The 17755-nt window shown below is 63.1% G+C and carries 17 protein-coding genes; 5 read left to right on the forward strand and 12 right to left on the reverse strand.

What is annotated here, in order from left to right:
• The first annotated feature begins 72 nt into the window (after window positions 1-72).
• Window positions 73-2430, forward strand: a complete 2358-nt coding sequence (locus VJS90_RS17825; protein WP_324122962.1) for a penicillin acylase family protein — start codon at window positions 73-75, stop codon at window positions 2428-2430.
• A gap of 117 nt (window positions 2431-2547) precedes the next feature.
• Here the strand turns inward: VJS90_RS17825 and VJS90_RS17830 are convergent, their stop codons facing one another.
• From VJS90_RS17830 to dibA, 12 genes are all read right to left on the reverse strand, one after another.
• On the reverse strand, window positions 2548-3333 hold the full coding sequence (locus tag VJS90_RS17830; protein ID WP_324122963.1) for a MetQ/NlpA family ABC transporter substrate-binding protein: 786 nt from the start codon (window positions 3331-3333) through the stop codon (window positions 2548-2550).
• Between the two features lie 182 nt (window positions 3334-3515).
• A complete protein-coding gene (locus tag VJS90_RS17835; RefSeq protein WP_324122964.1) occupies window positions 3516-4463 on the reverse strand; it encodes a sigma 54-interacting transcriptional regulator in 948 nt (315 codons plus the stop codon).
• A gap of 67 nt (window positions 4464-4530) precedes the next feature.
• The gene (locus tag VJS90_RS17840; RefSeq protein WP_324122965.1) at window positions 4531-5112 is read right to left on the reverse strand and encodes an alpha/beta hydrolase; all 582 of its coding nucleotides are present in this window, start codon (window positions 5110-5112) and stop codon (window positions 4531-4533) included.
• A gap of 357 nt (window positions 5113-5469) precedes the next feature.
• On the reverse strand, window positions 5470-5871 hold the full coding sequence (locus tag VJS90_RS17845) for a biopolymer transporter ExbD (protein WP_324122966.1): 402 nt from the start codon (window positions 5869-5871) through the stop codon (window positions 5470-5472).
• A gap of 1 nt (window position 5872) precedes the next feature.
• Window positions 5873-6595: a MotA/TolQ/ExbB proton channel family protein gene (locus tag VJS90_RS17850; RefSeq protein ID WP_324122967.1), complete on the reverse strand. Its 723-nt coding sequence runs from the start codon at window positions 6593-6595 to the stop codon at window positions 5873-5875.
• A 36-nt stretch (window positions 6596-6631) separates the two neighbouring features.
• On the reverse strand, window positions 6632-7444 hold the full coding sequence (locus VJS90_RS17855; RefSeq protein ID WP_324122968.1) for an energy transducer TonB: 813 nt from the start codon (window positions 7442-7444) through the stop codon (window positions 6632-6634).
• A gap of 298 nt (window positions 7445-7742) precedes the next feature.
• A complete protein-coding gene (locus VJS90_RS17860) occupies window positions 7743-8732 on the reverse strand; it encodes a sulfate ABC transporter ATP-binding protein (RefSeq protein WP_324122969.1) in 990 nt (329 codons plus the stop codon).
• 2 nt (window positions 8733-8734) lie between these two features.
• Entirely contained in the window at window positions 8735-9607 is an 873-nt protein-coding gene (gene cysW, locus VJS90_RS17865; RefSeq protein ID WP_324122970.1) for a sulfate ABC transporter permease subunit CysW, read from the reverse strand.
• A 13-nt stretch (window positions 9608-9620) separates the two neighbouring features.
• Entirely contained in the window at window positions 9621-10439 is an 819-nt protein-coding gene (gene cysT, locus VJS90_RS17870) for a sulfate ABC transporter permease subunit CysT (protein ID WP_324122971.1), read from the reverse strand.
• A gap of 90 nt (window positions 10440-10529) precedes the next feature.
• Complete coding sequence (locus VJS90_RS17875) at window positions 10530-11537, reverse strand: sulfate ABC transporter substrate-binding protein (RefSeq protein WP_324122972.1); 1008 nt, start codon at window positions 11535-11537, stop codon at window positions 10530-10532.
• Window positions 11538-11584: 47 nt separating this feature from the next.
• The gene (gene oscA, locus VJS90_RS17880; RefSeq protein WP_016489716.1) at window positions 11585-11767 is read right to left on the reverse strand and encodes a sulfur starvation response protein OscA; all 183 of its coding nucleotides are present in this window, start codon (window positions 11765-11767) and stop codon (window positions 11585-11587) included.
• A 156-nt stretch (window positions 11768-11923) separates the two neighbouring features.
• The gene (gene dibA / locus VJS90_RS17885; protein ID WP_324122973.1) at window positions 11924-13822 is read right to left on the reverse strand and encodes a phosphodiesterase DibA; all 1899 of its coding nucleotides are present in this window, start codon (window positions 13820-13822) and stop codon (window positions 11924-11926) included.
• Window positions 13823-13975: 153 nt separating this feature from the next.
• On the opposite strand from dibA, the gene desA reads away from it, so the two are divergent.
• The 4 genes from desA to VJS90_RS17905 all read left to right on the forward strand — a co-directional run bounded on the left by desA (window position 13976) and on the right by VJS90_RS17905 (window position 17744).
• Window positions 13976-15160 (forward strand): delta-9 fatty acid desaturase DesA, encoded by a 1185-nt coding sequence (desA, locus tag VJS90_RS17890; protein ID WP_324122974.1) that lies wholly within the window; start codon window positions 13976-13978, stop codon window positions 15158-15160.
• A 138-nt stretch (window positions 15161-15298) separates the two neighbouring features.
• Window positions 15299-16288 carry a sensor domain-containing diguanylate cyclase gene (locus VJS90_RS17895; protein WP_324123246.1) on the forward strand — a complete coding sequence of 330 codons (990 nt, stop codon included), beginning with the start codon at window positions 15299-15301 and terminating at the stop codon, window positions 16286-16288.
• A gap of 944 nt (window positions 16289-17232) precedes the next feature.
• Window positions 17233-17478: a hypothetical protein gene (locus VJS90_RS17900; protein ID WP_324122975.1), complete on the forward strand. Its 246-nt coding sequence runs from the start codon at window positions 17233-17235 to the stop codon at window positions 17476-17478.
• Window positions 17479-17492: 14 nt separating this feature from the next.
• Window positions 17493-17744, forward strand: a complete 252-nt coding sequence (locus VJS90_RS17905; RefSeq protein ID WP_324122976.1) for a DUF3077 domain-containing protein — start codon at window positions 17493-17495, stop codon at window positions 17742-17744.
• Window positions 17745-17755 lie beyond the last annotated feature (11 nt).

The following is a 17755-nucleotide window of genomic DNA, read 5'->3' on the forward strand; positions in this document are numbered from 1 at the left end:
TTTTGCGCATACTGGCTGACGGGCGAATATCCTGCAAACCATGGTTCGAGCTCGAATGCACAAGGAGTCCCGATGAGACGCAGCCTGATCTTCATGGCCCTGGTCGCTACCGCGGCCGCTGGCGGCGGCTACTGGTATGTCCATGGCAAGCTGCCGCAGCGTGAGGGCGAGGTGCGGGTCGCCGGCCTGCAGGCGCCGGTGAGCGTGCGTTTCGACACGCGTGGGGTGCCGCATATCGACGCGCGCAACGAGCCTGACCTGTACCGCGCACTTGGCTATGTGCATGCCCAGGACCGGCTGTTCCAGATGGAAATCGTCCGGCGCCTGGCCCAGGGCGAGCTGGCCGAGGTGCTGGGCAGCAAGCTGCTGCCCACCGACACGCTGTTTCGCAGCCTGCGCATCCGTGAACAGGCCCAGCGCATGGTCGAGCGCCAGGACAAGCAGTCGCCTGCCTGGCTGGCCCTGCAGGCCTACCTCGAGGGCATCAACGCCTGGCAGGCGAGCCATCCCAAGCCCATGGAATTCGACCTGCTGGGCATCACCGCGCGCCCGTTCACCGCCCAGGACACCCTGAGCGTCGCCGGCTACCTGGCCTACAGCTTCGCCGCCGCCTTTCGGACCGAGCCTGCGCTGACGTTCATTCGGGACCAGCTAGGGCCTCAATACCTGTCTGTCTTCGATCTGGACTGGCAACCAGACGGCGCGTTGCAGCCGATTGTCCTGGCAGACGCCGACTGGCGCGGGCTGGAACAGCTGGCGCGGCTAAGCCATCAAGCCCTGGGCGACGCCGGCGTGGCGCAGTTCGAAGGCAGCAACGCCTGGGCGGTGTCCGGCAACCGCACCCGCAGCGGCAAGCCTTTGCTCGCGGGCGACCCGCACATCGGCTTCGCCGTGCCCGCCGTGTGGTACGAGGCCGAACTGACGGCACCGGGCTTCAACCTGTACGGCTACCACCAGGCACTCAACCCCTTTGCATCGCTGGGGCACAACCGCGACTTCGGCTGGAGCCTGACGATGTTCCAGAACGACGACGTCGACCTGATCGCAGAACGCGTCAACCCCGACAATCCCGAGCAGGTATGGGTCGATGGTCAGTGGCGGAAGCTGGAGCGCGAGGAGCAGCAGATCGCGGTCAAGGGTGAGGCGCCAGTCACCATAACCCTGCGCCGCTCGCCCCACGGCCCGATCGTCAATCCGGTGATCGGCGAGACCGCCGGCCCAACGCCTGTCGCCCTGTGGTGGGCGTTCCTGGAAACCGAGAATCCGATCCTGGACGGCTTTTACCAGGTCAACCGTGCCAACACCCTGGCCAGGATGCGCGCGGCGGCGGCGAAGATCCAGGCGCCGGGGCTCAACCTGGTCTGGGCCAACGCCGCAGGCGACATCGGCTGGTGGGCGGCGGCGCAACTGCCGGTGCGTCCTGCCGGGGTCAACCCGGCGTTTATCCTCGATGGCGCCAGCGGGCAGCCACACAAGGCCGGTTTTCATCCCTTCAGCGCCAACCCGCAGCAGGAGAATCCCGCCAGCGGGTACATCGTCTCGGCCAACTTCCAGCCGTCCGCGGCCATCCCCGTGCCGGGCTACTACAACCTTCCCGACCGGGGACGCCAGCTCGACCGCCAGCTGGCCAGTCCCGACATCCGCTGGGACGTGCGCAACAGCCAGGCGCTGCAACTGGATACGAGCACCGACTATGGACCGCGCACCCTGGCCCCTTTGCTCGGTACCCTGCGCACCATCGCCCAGGGCGATCAGGAAAAACAGCTGGTCGAACAGCTTGCCACCTGGCGTGGCGACTACCCCTTGGACTCGACCAGCGCCACGCTGTTCAACCAGTTCCTGTATGACCTGGCCTACAGCGCCCTGCACGATGAGCTGGGGGACACCTGGTTTGGCGTGCTGATCAGCACCCGCGCCATCGATGCTGCCCTGCCCCGCCTGGCGGCCGACGCCGCCTCACCCTGGTGGAACCGGCAAGGCAGCGCCGAGCACGGCGACCGTACCCAGGTGGTGCGCCAGGCCTGGCAACGCAGCCTGGCCCACCTGCGCGACACCTTCGGCGACGACCCGGCGGCGTGGCAATGGGGCAAAGCCCATACCCTGACCCACAACCACCCGCTGGGCATGCAGAAGCCCCTGAACCTGCTGTTCAACGTCGGTCCCTTCGCCGCCCCGGGCAGCCATGAAGTGCCCAACAACCTGTCGGCGAAGATCGGCCCGGCGCCCTGGCCGGTCACCTACGGCCCTTCGACACGCCGGTTGATCGACTTCGCCGAGGTCTCGCAGGCGCTGACCATCAACCCCGTCGGGCAGAGCGGCGTACTGTTCGACGAGCACTATGGGGATCAGGCGCGTGACTACGTGGAAGGCAGGTACCATAAGACACAAACGGGAGCCGGCACGCGCTTGCAACTGGTACCGGCAGGGTAACGTCTCACCGGGTCTCGGTCAGCGACTTCCTGCTGCAGTGGGCGCCAAGGATGGATCGCGCAAGCATGAAAAAGCCGGCGCATGGGCGCCGGCTTTTTCATGAACACAAAAGCTACATCAGAACGCCGGCAGCACCGCGCCGCTGTACTTCTTCTCGATGAAGGCTTTCACCTCTGGGCTGGTCAGCGCCTTGGCGAGTTTCTGGATGGCTTCGCTGTTCTTGTTGTCCGGACGGGCAACCAGGAAGTTGACGTAAGGCGAGTCGCTGCCTTCGATCACCAGCGCGTCCTTGGCCGGGTTCAGGCCCGCTTCAAGCGCGTAGTTGGTGTTGATCATGTCCAGGTCGACCTGGTCCAGCACGCGTGCCAGCATGGCCGATTCCAGTTCGCGGAACTTGAGGTGCTTGGGGTTCTCGGCGATGTCTTTTGGCGTGGCCAGGGCGTTCTTCGGATCCTTCAGGGTGATCAGGCCAGCCTTCTGCAGAAGGATCAGGGCGCGGCCGCTGTTGCTGCCTTCGTTAGGAATGGCGACGGTGGCGCCGTCCTTCAGCTCGTCCAGGCTCTTGACCTTCTTCGAATAGCCACCAAACGGCTCCACGTGGACGCCGATGACGGTTTCCAGGTGAGTGCCCTTGCCTTCGTTGAAGCTGGTCAGGTACGGCAGGGTCTGGAAGTAGTTGGCGTCCAGGCGCTTCTGGTCGACCTGCACGTTAGGCTGCACGTAGTCGGTGAAAACCTTGATCTCCAGGTCGATACCTTCTTTGGCCAGGGTTGGCTTGACCAGCTCGAGGATCTCGGCGTGCGGAACCGGAGTAGCGGCGACGACAAGCTTTTCAGCCGCCTGGGCGAAACCTGCAACCGACAGCGCGGCGGCCAGGGCAGTCAACAACAGAGCCTTTTTCATGGTAATCCTTTTGAAAGCTGGGCCATCGGATGACGGCGAAGTCGGTGCCAGCCGGCGTTGCGGCGGGCGTAGCGCGGAAGATACCGGTATTTTATATACCTTAAAAATATCTTTTATTTAGCTGTTTATTCCAAAAAGAGCTATGCACCGCGTGATTTGCTTATGAGCCCTGCCCGAAGGCTCTAGCGCGCCGATTTATCCAGCCCTGCCAAGGCATTTTCCAGCACCTCACGCAGGGCCGTGCGCGACTGGGGATGACGCCCTTGACCCAGTTGCTGCAGCCGTGTGGCAAGGCTAACCAGCGGATCGGCGTCTGGCAGGTTGAGGTGCTCTGGCAGCACCTGCTCGCCTTCACTCACCAACAGCGCAAAATGGATGACGTTTTCCAGCTCACGGGTGTTGCCCGGCCAGCTGTGGGCTTCCAGCGCCAGCTGCGCCGCGTCACTGATCAGCGGCACCGGGCGATCCAGCCGTGGGCTGTAGATGCCGACGAAATACTCGGCCAGGGGCAGGATATCGCCCACCCGCTCGCGCAGCGCTGGCAACTCAAGCTCACCTTCACGCAGGTAAAGGTACAGCCGCTCGTTGAAACGCCCGGCACGCACGGCCTGGGCAAGGTCGATGCTCGAGGCCGCCACCAGGCGCACATCCACCGCTTGCGGATGCGAGGCGCCGACGCGGGTCACCTCACGGTTTTCCAGCGCGGCCAGCAACTTCACCTGGATTGCCTGGGGCAAGTCGGCGATCTCGTCCAGGTAGAGCGTTCCGCCGTTGGCTGAACCGAACCAGCCGGCCCGGCTGCTGGCCGTGCCGCTGTGGGCGCCGGCACTGTAGCCGAACAGCTCGGCGTCGGCGTAGGTCGGGCTGATGGCGGCGCAGTTGACCGAGACAAACAGCCCGCCTCGGTCACTGGCGCGGTGGATCTGCCGGGCCAGCAACTCCTTGCCGGTCCCGGTCTCACCCCGGATGAGCACTGGCAAGGGTTGCGGCGCCAGCTGTTCGAGCGCCTGGCGCAGTTGCTGCGAGCGCGGGTCGACGAACACCAGGGCCTTGGCACGGATGCTCAGCGGGCTCTTGTCCAGTTCAGGGAAAGTCAGCAAGGGCTGGCCGAAGGTGCTGTGAAAGCTCATGACATACTCCCGCCCCGTACCACGCGGGGCCGGGCGTTCTATCCAGTGATGCGGATCGGTGGCCGGCTCAAGCGCGGCGCAGCGACCGCTGCTCTATCCGTCCCTGGAGGCGGAACAGGTACGCGAAGCCCTGCTCCCAGCGCTCGTGGCCAGACTTGATGTTGATATGCCCCGCGCGGCCCAGCACGCCAGCCTCCGCGCCCCAGACACGGGCCAGGTGCATCGCGCGCGGCACGCTGACGGCCGGATCGTTGTCGGAGCTGACCACCTGGCTTGGGAACGGCAAGGCCTGTTCGGGAATCGGCGCGAAATTGCGCAGCGCCGGCGCGCAGGCCGGCCGCTCTACATCCGCAGGGGCCACCAGCAGCGCGCCGCGTACCTGGTGTAGCAACGCCTGGCTGGCCTGCGCCGCCCAGTGAGCGACCGTGATGCAGCCCAGGCTGTGCGCGATCAGAATCACCGGCGACGGCTCGGCGGCGATCGCCTGCTCGAGTGCCCGCACCCAGTCGCGTCGCTGGGGCGTGACCCAGTCGAGCTGCTCGACCCGAGCGCTGTTAGGCAGGCTGCGCTGCCAGTGACTCTGCCAATGATTGTCTGGCGATCCTTGCCAACCCGGCACAATCAGGTAACGAATGGACTCATTGCGCATGGGGACGCCTCCTTTGAGGTCTGCGTGCTTGGGAACAAGTATAGGGAGCGGGTTATATTCGTAAAGGAATAAGAAGCTATTTATTAATAACCATTTTCACATTACACACGGATCCCCTGTAGGAGCTGCCTTGTGCTGCGATCGGCCGCGTAGCGGTCGTAAATCCTGCCACCAAGGTGTGTCAGATTAATTGCGGTGGCTGGATTGCGACCGCTACGCGCTCGATCGCGCGGTTCGGCGGCCCGACACAAGGCCGCTCCCACACACATACTTTGAACGTAATCGAGCTCGAAAAAAAAAAGGGCCATCCCCCTGCCAAGGAGAAATGGCCCTAAGCACTTGCCTGAGAACTGATGCTCAACGCGCCGTGATCACCGCCAGCTTGGTGATCCCGGCCCGTTCAATGGCCGCCATGGCGCGCGCCACTTCGCCGTAATTCACGCCGTCGTCGGCCTGCAGTTGCACGCGCAGCTCGGCATCCTTGGCCTTGGCGGCCTGCAGGTTGGTTTCCAGCAGGTCAGGCTGGATCTCGTCCTTGTTGATGAACAGCTTGCCTTCGCCGTCAATGCTCACCACCAGCGGGTCCTTCTGCTCGACCGGGGCCACGGCCTCGGTCTTGGGCAGGTTGATCGGAATCGCGTTGGTCAGCAGAGGCGCGGTGACGATGAACACCACCAGCAGCACGAGCATGACGTCCACCAGGGGCGTGACGTTGATTTCACTGAGGACTTCGTCGTTGTCCTGGGTCGAGAAGGCCATGTCAGGACGCCTCTTTCACAGGCTGGGTGAAACCGGCCTGGGCCTTGTTCACCGCAGGGTGGACCAGTACGCGGAAGGCACTCTTCTGCGCCAGGCTGTAGAAATCGTGGGCGAAATCATCAAGGTCGGCGGCGGTCAGCTTGAGGCGGCGCAGGAAGTAGTTGTAGACCAGCACCGCAGGCACCGCGACGGCGATACCCACGCCGGTGGCGACCAGCGCGGCACCAATCGGGCCTGCCACGGTTTCAAGGCTCGCCGAGCCTGCCGCGCTGATGCCCTTGAGCGCTTCCATGATGCCCCAGACCGTCCCGAACAGGCCGATGAAGGGCGAGGTGCTGCCGATACTGGCGACCACGGCGAGGCCGGTTTCCAGTGAGCGGCGTTCTCGTACGATCTGCTGGCGCAACGCGCGCTCCAGGCGGTCCTGGTGGTTGATCGCATGGGCCAGGTCAGCGGCATGTCCAGGCTCGCCGACGGCGATGGCAGCGTAGCCGGACTGGGCGACGCGTGCCGCGGGACCGGGTTGCTGGTGACTGACCTCGGCGGCCGAGTCCAGGCTCGAAGCGGCCCAGAACTGCTGGTGGAAGCGCTTGTCCTGGTTCTTGAGCCGCACGAACTGGACGACCTTGACCAGGGCCAGCGCCCAGGTGACAACGGAAAAACCGATCAACAGCCAGATGACTGCGCTTTCTACGGATTCAAGTGGGGATGCCAGTAAGCTCATGATGAATACTCTCTATGTTCGGTCGTTTGTCACGAATTAACGAAGCTTGAAATCGATAGGTACGCTGACCCAACCCATCTGGGCGACATCACCCTGCTTGGCCGGAACAAAGCTCCACCGCTTGACGGCAGCCAAGGCGGCATCGTCGAGCGCGGTGCGGCCACTGCTCTTCTGGATCTCGATCTTGCCCGGCTTGCCGCTGGGCAGTACCTGCACGCGAAGCTGGACGGTGCCTTCCCAACCCCGGCGCTGGGCCAGCTGCGGGTAGTCCGGGGCCGGGTTCTTCAGATAGGCCGCATTGGCCGACGCCGGGGTCACCGGGGCAGACGCAGGTGGCGCGGGCGGCGCCGGGGCTGCTACCGGTGGCGGCGGTGGCGCCTCGACCGGCTTGGGCTGCGGCACGGGTTTGGCGACCGGCTTGGGCACTGGCTTGGGCTTGGGTTTCGGCACAGGCTTGGGCGCAGGCTTGGCGGCCAGTTCATCGACCACCGGAGGCGGCGGCGGTGGCGGCTCGACCACCGGCGGTGCCGGTGCTGGCGGCGGCGGTTCCGGCGGTGGTGGCGCGGGCGCGGCAAACTCGATGGTCATCGGCGGGATTTCTGGCGGGACCACTGGCAGCGGCGGCGTCGGCGACTGGCTGACCCAATAGGCCACCGCGCCATGCAAGGCCAGCACCAGCAGCCCGAGCACCACCTTGTCGCGACGGCGCAGGCCGCTCAGGGGTGTGCGCTGCAGGCGCAGCTGCGCCAACGGCAGACGTAACGTGCGGCCAAGGTCGACCAGATCGCCACCCGGCGCCGGGCGCCATGGCTGGTCGTAGGCCTTGACGGCCGTCTGGACATTACCCATTGATCAACTCCTGGGGGTCGTGATGCAGGTCATGGTGGGCGGTTCAACGCCCTTCGCATGGCTGAATCATCGGTGTCAGACGCTTATCTCTGAAAGTAATGTTTCTTTTTGTTGTTAGCTTTTTTGGGAATATAAGATTTTGCTGATTGTGTCCAGGCCTTGCTATTCAAGGTCTGCAGCGCTATGCGGATAACGCAATGCTCGCGCGGCATCGAAAATATTCGCGCAAGGCATGCATTCGTCCCAAGACCCCGCCAGCAGGTAAAAAAAATCCCGGGACTGGCCCGGGATTGTCTGCTTAGAGGTCGCCGACCTTTTGCCACACCTTCGGCTTGAAGAACAATGTCTCACCTCGCGCCAGTCCGGTCAGGCTGTCATGGTCCTTCACCACCTCGGCCTCGATCAGCTCGCTCTGCCCTTCCACCTTCAGCGTCACCCGCGTGGTCGCCCCCAGCGGCCGGATATCACGTACCTGCGCCGCGTGATGGCCCTCCACTTCATGCCGCGACAGCGACACCTCGTGCGGGCGGAACAGCACGTGGTTGCCCTCGCTCAGGTGCAGGCGGTTGGAATCACCCAGGAAGTGGTACACGAAGTCGTTGGCCGGCTTCTCGTACACCTCGCCTGGCGAGCCGATCTGCTCGATCACGCCCTTGTTCATCACCACGATACGGTCGGCGACTTCCATGGCCTCTTCCTGGTCATGGGTCACGAACACCGACGTCAGGTTGATGTCCTCATGCAGCCGTGCCAGCCAGCGGCGCAGCTCCTTGCGCACCTTGGCATCCAGCGCGCCGAACGGTTCGTCGAGCAGCAATACCTTCGGCTCGACCGCCAGGGCGCGGGCCAGGGCGATACGCTGGCGCTGGCCGCCGGACAGCTGCTCGGGATAACGGTCGGACAACCAGTCGAGCTGGACCATGTTCAACAGCTCATGGACCTTCTCGGCGATCTTGCTCTCGCTCGGGCGTTCGCCCTTGGGCTTCATGCGCAGGCCGAAGGCGACGTTGTCAAACACGCTCATGTGGCGGAACAGGGCGTAGTGCTGGAACACGAACCCGACATTGCGATCACGCACGTCATGCCCGGACACGTCCTCGCCATGGAACACGATGCTGCCCTGATCGGGAGTCTCAAGGCCCGCGATGATGCGCAGCAAGGTGGTCTTGCCGCAGCCCGATGGGCCCAGCAGGGCCACCAGCTCGCCGCTGTGGATATCCAGGTTGATGGTGTTCAGGGCCTGGAAGGTGTTGAAGCGCTTGCTGACGTTACGAACTTCGATCGACATGATTATTCCTCCGCTGCGCTGTGGCGCAGGCGGTTAATGCGGGATTCGCTCCACTGCTTGAGCAGCAGGATGAACAGCGCCAGGATCAGCAGCAAGCTGGCAACGCTGAAGGCCGCGACATGGTTGTACTCGTTGTAGAGGATCTCGACGTGCAGTGGCAAGGTGTTGGTGACGCCGCGGATATGCCCCGACACCACCGACACCGCGCCGAACTCGCCCATCGCCCGCGCGGTACACAGCACCACGCCGTAGATCAGGCCCCACTTGATGTTGGGAACGGTCACGTGCCAGAACATCTGCCAGCCATTGGCGCCCAGCAGGCGCGCGGCCTCTTCTTCCTGGGTACCTTGCTCTTGCATCAGCGGGATCAGCTCACGCGCCACGAACGGCACGGTGACGAAGATGGTCGCCAGCACGATGCCCGGCAAGGCGAACACGATCTGGATATCGTGGTCCTGCAGCCACGGGCCGAAAAAGCCCTGCGCACCGAACATCAGCACGTAGACCAGGCCTGCGATCACCGGCGATACCGAGAACGGCAGGTCGATCAGCGTCACCAGGATGCTCTTGCCGCGAAAATCGTACTTGCTCACGCACCAGGCCGCGCTGACGCCGAACACCAGGTTCAACGGCACCGAGATGGCCACGGCGAGCAGGGTGAGTTTCAGGGCCGACAGCGCATCGTCTTCGAAGATCGCCTCGAAGAAGGTCCCGAAGCCCATTTTCAGGGCCTGGGACACCACGATGACCAGGGGCAACAACAGGAACAGCCCGAACACCAGCCAGGCCGAAACGATCAGCACACGGCGCGAGGTGGCGCTGCCACGGCGGGCGGCGTTGGCCGAAGCGGCCACGCCCAGAGTTGACGTAGACATTCTCAGGCCTCCTTCAAGGGGTTTCGATGCGCCGCTGCAACAGGTTGATCAGCAGCAGCAGGATGAAGGAAACCACCAGCATCAGCACGCCGATGGCCGTGGCGCCGGTGTAGTCGTACTGGTCGAGCTTGACCATGATCAGCAGCGGCAAAATCTCGGTCTTCATCGGCATGTTGCCGGCGATGAAGATCACCGAACCGTACTCGCCCACGCCACGGGCGAAGGCCAGGGCAAAGCCCGTCAGCCAGGCCGGCAGCAGCGCCGGCGCCAGCACATGGCGGAACACCTGCAGGGGCTTGGCGCCCAGGCAGGCGGCCGCCTCCTCGACCTCGCGCGGGATATCGGCCAGCACCGGCTGCACCGTACGCACCACGAACGGCAAGGTGACGAAGGTCAGCGCCAGGGTGATGCCCAGCGGGGTGTAGGCGATCTTGAAGCCCAGGTCGGTGGCGAACTGCCCTACCCAGCCGCCCGGCGCGTACAGCGCGGTCAGTGCGATACCGGCCACGGCGGTGGGAAGCGCGAACGGCAGGTCGATCATCGCATCGATGATCTTGCGGCCAGGAAAGGTGTAGCGCACCAGTACCCAGGCCAGCAGCGTGCCGATCACGCCGTTGATGATGGCGGCGAACAGCGCGGTGCCGAAGCTCAGCTTGAGCGCGGCGATCACCCGGGGGGCGCTGATGATGTGCCAGAACTGATCCCAGGTCAGCTGGGCGGCATGCACGAACATGGCGGCCAGTGGAATCAGCACGATCAGGCTGAGGTACACCAAGGTGTAGCCCAGTGTCAGCCCGAAGCCGGGTATGACAGGGGAGATACGACGTGACATAGAGGTCCCTGGTTGAACGCATGAGGCCCGGGATCAAGTCCCGGGCCCATGCTGGCTACTAAAGAGTGTTAAGCCCTGGGGGGCACCCGCTCACTGCGCCGTGTAGATCTGGTCGAACACGCCGCCGTCGTTGAAGAATTTCGGCTGGGCCGTCTTCCAGCCGCCGAAGTCCTTGTCGATGGTCACCAGGTCCAGTTTCGGGAACTGCTTGCCGAACTCGGCGGCGACCTTCTCGTCACGTGGACGGTAGAAGTTTTCTGCGGCAATTTTCTGACCGGCCGGGCTGTACAGATGTTTCAAGTATTCGGTGGCGATCGCGGTGTTGCCCTTTTTCTCGGCATTCTTGTCGACCACGGCCACTGGCGGCTCGGCCAGGATCGATAGCGAAGGGACGACGATATCGAACTTGTCGTTGCCGCCATCTTCCTTCAGCGCCAGGAAGGCTTCGTTTTCCCACGCCAGCAGCACGTCGCCCTGGCCGTTGTTGACGAAGGTGATGGTCGAGCCACGCGCGCCGGTGTCCAGCACCGGCACGTGCTTGAACAGCTCCTGCACGTATTCCTGAGCCTTGGCTTCGCTGCCGCCGGCCTTCAGGCCATAGGCCCAGGCGGCGAGGAAGTTCCAGCGGGCGCCGCCGGAGGTTTTCGGGTTTGGCGTGATCACCGACACGTCTTTCTTGATCAGATCGCCCCAGTCCTTGATGCCTTTCGGGTTGCCCTTGCGCACCAGGAACACGATGGTCGAGGTGTACGGGGTGCTGGCGTCCGGCAGGCGGGTCTGCCAGTTGTCGGGCAGCGTCTTGCCCAGCTTGGCGATCTCGTCGATATCGCCGGCCAAGGCCAGGGTCACCACGTCGGCGCGCAGGCCGTCGATCACCGCACGTCCTTGCTTGCCCGAGCCGCCGTGCGACTGCTGGATCTTCACCTTGTCGTCCGGGTGAGTCGCCTGCCAGTGCTTGATGAACTCGGCGTTGTACTGCTGGTACAGCTCACGGGTCGGGTCGTAGGACACGTTCAGCAGTTCGTAGTCCTTGGCGATGGCGGAACCGGCAAAAACGGCGCTGGCCAGGGCGGCGAGCGCATAACGGCGGATGGACATGGTGAAGCTCCCGATTGGCATTTTTTCTAGTTGGAAGTGATGCAGTCTCAGCCGGACTTGTTGCCAGGTTGTTGCAGGCGGAACTTCTCCTTGCGTTCGATCTGCACGACCTGGGCGTTATGCACGGTGATTTCCACCGCGCCGAAGCGCAGGTCGCGGAGTGCGCTCTGGATTTCGCGCAGAATGGTGGCTTCGTCCTGACCGTCGATGCTACGCAGAGATGCACTCATGCTCGTTCTCCTGTGAGTAAGGGTGCCGGGCAGAGTAGGTGAGGGGATAGCGCCTGGCGTGAGAGCCATAGTAGTGATGCGCGGATATTCTTAAAAATACTGTTTAAGAATTTTTATATAACCAAATAGTTTTATGCCTGCAGCCGGTGATGTTCGTCATTCTCCCCGGTGCAATTGCGCCACGGGCACCGGCCTGCCGAACCAGTATCCCTGACCCAGCTGGCAATCATGTTCCAGCAGGAACCGCGCCTGCTCCGCCTGCTCGATCCCTTCGGCATGCACCTGCATGTTCATGCTTCGCGCCAGGGCGATGATCACCCGCACGATCGCGATGTCATCCTCATCGCACGGCAGGCCCGCGACAAAGCCCTGGTCGATCTTCAGCTTCTGCACGGGAAGGCGCTTGAGCCGCAGCAGCGACGAGTAGCCGGTGCCGAAGTCATCGATGGCAAGGCGCAGCCCCAGTTCACGCAGGCGGTGCAGTTGTTCCAGGGAAGTCTCGGGGTCTTCCATGACCGCGCTCTCGGTCACTTCAAGCTCAAGCAGGGCCGGATCCATGCCGGTGTCCTGCAGCACGTCGGCCACCTGCCGGTAAAGCGCGCGGTGGCCGAACAGCCGGCTGGAGATATTGACCGCCACGAACTCCAGCGAACGCCCCTGGGCCTGCCAGTCGACCATCTGTCCACAGGCCTGACGCAGCACCCAGGTATCAATTTCGGCGATCAGGCCGGTGCGTTCGGCAATCGGGATGAACTCACCGGGCGGCACCAGGCCGCGCTGTGGGTGCTGCCAACGCACCAGCGCCTCGACGCCAACCATCCGCCCGCTGGCGAGGTCGTGCACAGGCTGGTAGAACACCCGCAGCTCCTGGTGATCAATTGCGCGGCGCAGCTCGGCCGCGGTCTCGACCCGGTGCTGGGCGTGGGCGGTAAGCTCCTCGGTGTAGAGCGCGTACCCTGCCCGGCCATTGCCCTTGGCCTTGAACAGCGCCGAGTCGGCATTGCGCAGCAGTTGCTCGGCGCTCAGGGCGTCGCTGGGAAACAGGCTGATCCCGATACTGGCGCTGATGAACAGGCGATTGCCTTCAAGCACGAAAGGCTCGCGCATGCCCTCGATGATGCCTTGCGCCAGGGCTGCTGCCTGGCCAACCTGCTGGCAGTTCTCGGACAGCACCCCAAACTCGTCGCCGCCCAGGCGCGCCAGGGTCATGCCGCTGCCCAGAAGCGCCTGCAACCGTTCGCCCACCTGCTTGAGCAACTGGTCGCCGATGTTGTGCCCCAGGCTGTCGTTGATGCTCTGGAAGTGGTCCAGGTCCAGCAGCAGCAACGCACAACCGCGCTTGCTGTTCTGGGCGCCAGCCAGGGCCTGCTCGGCGCGATCGCTGAACAGCAGGCGGTTAGGCAGGTCGGTCAGTGGATCGTGGTGCGCCAGGTAGGCCAGTTCGCGCTCCGAATGCTTGATCGCGCTGATATCGCTGAATACCGCGACGTAATGGCTGACAGCATTCTCGTCGTCGCGAATGGCACGGATCGTCTGCCATTGCGGGTAGATTTCGCCGCTTTTGCGGCGGTTCCAGATTTCCCCGCTCCACTCTCCTGTCTCGCCCAACGTGGCGTAGATCTGCTGGTAGAAGTCGATGCCATGGCGTCCGGACTTGAACTTGTTCGGCCGGTGACCCAGCACTTCGTCCTGCCGATACCCGGTAATGCGCATGAACGCTCGGTTGACGTGGACGATCACCCCGTCAAGCCGCGTGACCAGCACCCCTTCCAAGGTGCTGTCGAACACCGCGGCAGCCATGCGCAAGCGTTCGCGGTCGCTCCTGCGCAGGCAGGCGCCGACGCCGATGGAGTTGAGCAGGCGTGCCCGCGAGACAAAAATCAGCAGGGCACTGAGCACGGCCCACACGAAGGCACTGACCTGGTGACCGATCGCCAGGGACGCTGGATCCTCTGTCAGGGCGCGCAACACCTGGTCGCAAAGGACCAGCCACAGTACCGAAAGCATCAGGTAGAGCGCAGCCATGCGCAATGCGTCGCGAACAGGAACAGACATGTCGGGTGCATCAGTCCATGAAAAGGGGTGAAGCATTATAAAGGCTGAAACATCTCGTGACTTCCCACCAACAGGGCTGACTGGTTTTATTTCCCTGTGGGAGGATAATGCCCAAGCTGTCCCCCTACCCTGCCTTCGAGGGCCCCAACGCCTATGTGGTACTACGGTTTGCTCGACCTGTCGGCCTGGCAACTGCTGGCCGTCACGCTGGTCATGACCCACGTGACCATCGTCAGTGTCACCGTCTACCTGCACCGCTATTCCGCCCATCGTTCGCTGGAGCTGAACGCGGGGCTCAAGCACTTTTTCCGTTTCTGGCTGTGGCTGACCACGGCGCAGAACACCCGCGAGTGGACCGCCATCCACCGCAAGCACCACGCCAAGTGCGAAACCGTCGACGACCCGCACAGCCCGGTCATCAAAGGCCTGTCCACGGTACTGCGCAAAGGCGCCGAGCTGTACCGCGAGGAAGCGCGCAACCCCGACACGCTGCGCATCTACGGCAAGAACTGCCCCGAAGACTGGATCGAGCGCAACCTCTATTCGCGCTACAAGCACGCCGGTATCGCCCTGATGGCCGTGATCGACCTGCTGCTGTTCGGCACCATCGGCATCACCATCTGGGCCGTGCAGATGATGTGGATTCCCTTCTGGGCGGCGGGCGTGGTCAACGGTCTGGGCCACGCGGTGGGTTATCGCAACTTCGAGTGCCGCGACGCCGCCACCAATCTCGTGCCCTGGGGCATCATCATTGGCGGTGAAGAGCTGCACAACAATCACCACACCTACCCCAACTCGGCCAAGCTCTCGGTCAAGCGCTGGGAGTTCGACATGGGCTGGGCCTGGATACGCCTGTTCTGCCTGTTGCGTCTGGCCAAGGTGCAGCGCGTGGCGCCCATCGCCCACCGGGTCGCAGGCAAGGGCAGCCTGGACATGGACACCGCCATGGCGATCCTCAACAACCGCTTCCAGATCATGGCCCAGTACCGCAAGCTGGTCATCGGCCCGCTGGTCAAGCAAGAGCTGGCGCGGGTCGATCACTCAGTACGGCACCAGTTCCGCCGTGCCAAGCGGTTGCTGTCGCGCGAGACCAGCCTGCTCGAGGATCGCCATCACGTGCGTATCGAGTCGATGCTTGCCCATAGCCAGGCGCTCAAAACCATTTACGAGAAGCGCCTGGCGCTGCAGCAGATCTGGGCACGTACCAGCGCGAACGGGCACGATCTGCTGGCGGCCATGAAGGACTGGATACACGAGGCCGAGGCCAGCGGCATCCAGTCGTTGCGCGATTTTGCCGGGCAGCTCAGAACGTATTCCCTGCGTCCAGCCAACGCCTGACTGCCGTTGATCGACATGCCCCATGGCGGGGTATGTCGCCTGGAACTTTAGACCAGGCTTTTTACTCAAATCGGTTATCGCCCGCGTGGCGGGCCGGATCGCGCCGCACGCCCCTTCGCCGTGAGAAATACCGTGCAGATGGTCAAGACCGACTCCCCCTCCTTCCCCGGCGCCCAGCCGCCCGAAGCCGCCCAGACCCTGCTCGCGCTGCTGCATGCCCAAGGCGAGGTCGCCCGCCTGAGCGAACGCGAACGGCTGTACAGCTCGCTGCTCGACAGCGTCAACGCCGTGCTCTGGGCCTTCGACTGGGAAAGCCGCAAGGTGCTCTACGTGAGCCCAGCGTACGAGCGCATCTTCGGTCGCCCCATGAGCCTGGTGCTGGCCGACTTCAACGAATGGCGCGACAGCATTTACCCCGACGACCTCGACTTCGCCGAGCGCAGCCTGGCCCAGGTGCTGGTCAAAGGCGCCGTCGAGCAGCGCGAGTACCGCATCATCACCCCCGACGGCCAGGTACGCTGGCTCAGCGACAAATGCTTCATCAACCAGCAGAACGCGCCTGGGCAGCGGGTGATCATTGTCGGCATTGCCGAGGACATCACCGAGAAGAAGCGGCTCGAAGGCGAATTGCAGCGCCTGGCCACCACCGATGTGCTGACCCAGAGCAGCAACCGCCGTCACTTCTTCGACTGCGCCCGCGAAGCGTTCGACAAGGCGCGCGAAGAGGGCGAGCCGCTGTCATTCCTGTTGCTCGATATCGATGATTTCAAGCAGATCAACGACAGCTATGGGCACCTGGAAGGGGATCATGTGCTGCAGCGCATCGCCGAGAGTGGCAAGGCGGTGTTGCGCCGGGGCGATCTGTTTGGGCGCATTGGTGGCGAAGAGTTTGCGGCGGTGTTCCCCGGCTGTACCGCCCCTGTCGCCGAGCAGATCGCCCAGCGCTTGCAGCGCGAGATCCAGCGGTTGAGCTTCAGCCATGCTCAGCAGGTGTATGGCGTGACCGTCAGCCAAGGGTTGACCGGGCTCGGCGACCAGGACGAAGACCTCGACACCCTGTTCGCCCGCGCCGATGCCGCGATGTATCGGGCCAAGCGGCAGGGGAAGAATCAGATTATTCGGGGTTGATGCGGGTGTGGTTGACCTCTTTGCGGCCAAGCCGCTGCCTCCAGGTCGTGCCCCCTCCGACCAATGAGTTGTCTGATTGACCTGCGCCCCGGTGAGGGCTTCGCCCTTGATCGAAAACATCATGGACTTCTCATTTTGATTGACGCCCCTTGCGAACGCGAATAGCCTTGTTCCTGAGCGCGAAACCAGTGGCCTTCAGCGGCTATGACTGGCGTAGGAACCCCGGCGATGGCTGAAAATCGGCGTAGGGTGAGACCTCCACACCCCTGCTTGAGGGTGTGTATATGAATATCAAGCATGTAATTTAGGGCTACTGCTATCAGTAGCCCTTTTTATTTGCTTTCACAAAAGCGTATACCGCTTGTACAGAAGCGTCCCATGCCGAGCTGCCACCTCGATAGCCCCCTCAAGCGTAGTTGCAGCAGTGACTTCACCTATCGCTTGGGTGCGAAGTTCACGAGCCATTGTACGGAGATCGGGGAGGTCGCCATCAAGCCAGGTGGTCTGGCCCTTTACTTCAGCAATTTTGGGAAAGAGAGTTTCCGTGGTCAAACTTCGCCGCTCAGTTGTCGGTAACCGAGGCGTCAGTGTGCCATGCGTCCCCAACAATGCTTGCGTTGATGCTGTAGGACAAATCTGAATCTCTTATCTAAAGCTTTAGCGGTGATTACGTTCGGAAGTATCCTACAGGCCCTTCGGAAGCTTCCGTCTTGGCAGGAAAATACCCCAGGGTTAACGTCGTCGGGTCGCCAACTTTGGCGATCGGGTGTGAGAAGCCCGGCTGACTCCGACGAAAGCTTCCAGTTATGGTAGCCGGGCACGAGCAGACTTCGGTCTGGCCGTGGTTTCGTGGGCACGGTCTTCTCACCTCGCGTCCGGCTACCACCCAATCTGTGAGAAGGGTAGGTGTGTAGCTATCCACAGTTACTCACGAAGGCTACACAATGAAAAAGATCGTCCCCGATCCACCCGCCACTCTCATCAGCACTCCTTACTTCTCCATCCACTCCGAAATGATCCCCCCGGACGCCCTGGCCCACGCCAGCGAGTTGTTGCGCGGCGTCGAAGACACCCTCGACCAGTACCGACGCGGCGACGCAGCCGAGCCTCGCCTGAACATGCTCGCCAACGTGCTGCATTCGACCGAAATGGCCCGGGTGCTCATAGAGCACGCCCTGCGCAAGATCTGACCAGGAGTGATGGAATGAATGACGATGACATGACCTGCCCCACCGCAGGCCAGGAAGCGTTCCTGGAGCTGTACCGCATCCAGCCCGGCATCCCCTTCGATCGAGCCTTCGACGAACTGTCGATGCTGGTGGGCTGCATCCGCCACCTGACCTGCGAAGCCGAGATGGAGAAAGACGCCGTCTCCCTCAGCGCAGCACGCTACCTCAGCGCCTTCGCCAAGGCACTCATCAATGACATGGAGATTGCGCGACAACAGGTGCGGTGACTCGGTACCGG

It is taken from the genome of Pseudomonas sp. (genome assembly GCF_035277045.1).
Taxonomy (GTDB): Bacteria; Pseudomonadota; Gammaproteobacteria; order Pseudomonadales; family Pseudomonadaceae; genus Aquipseudomonas.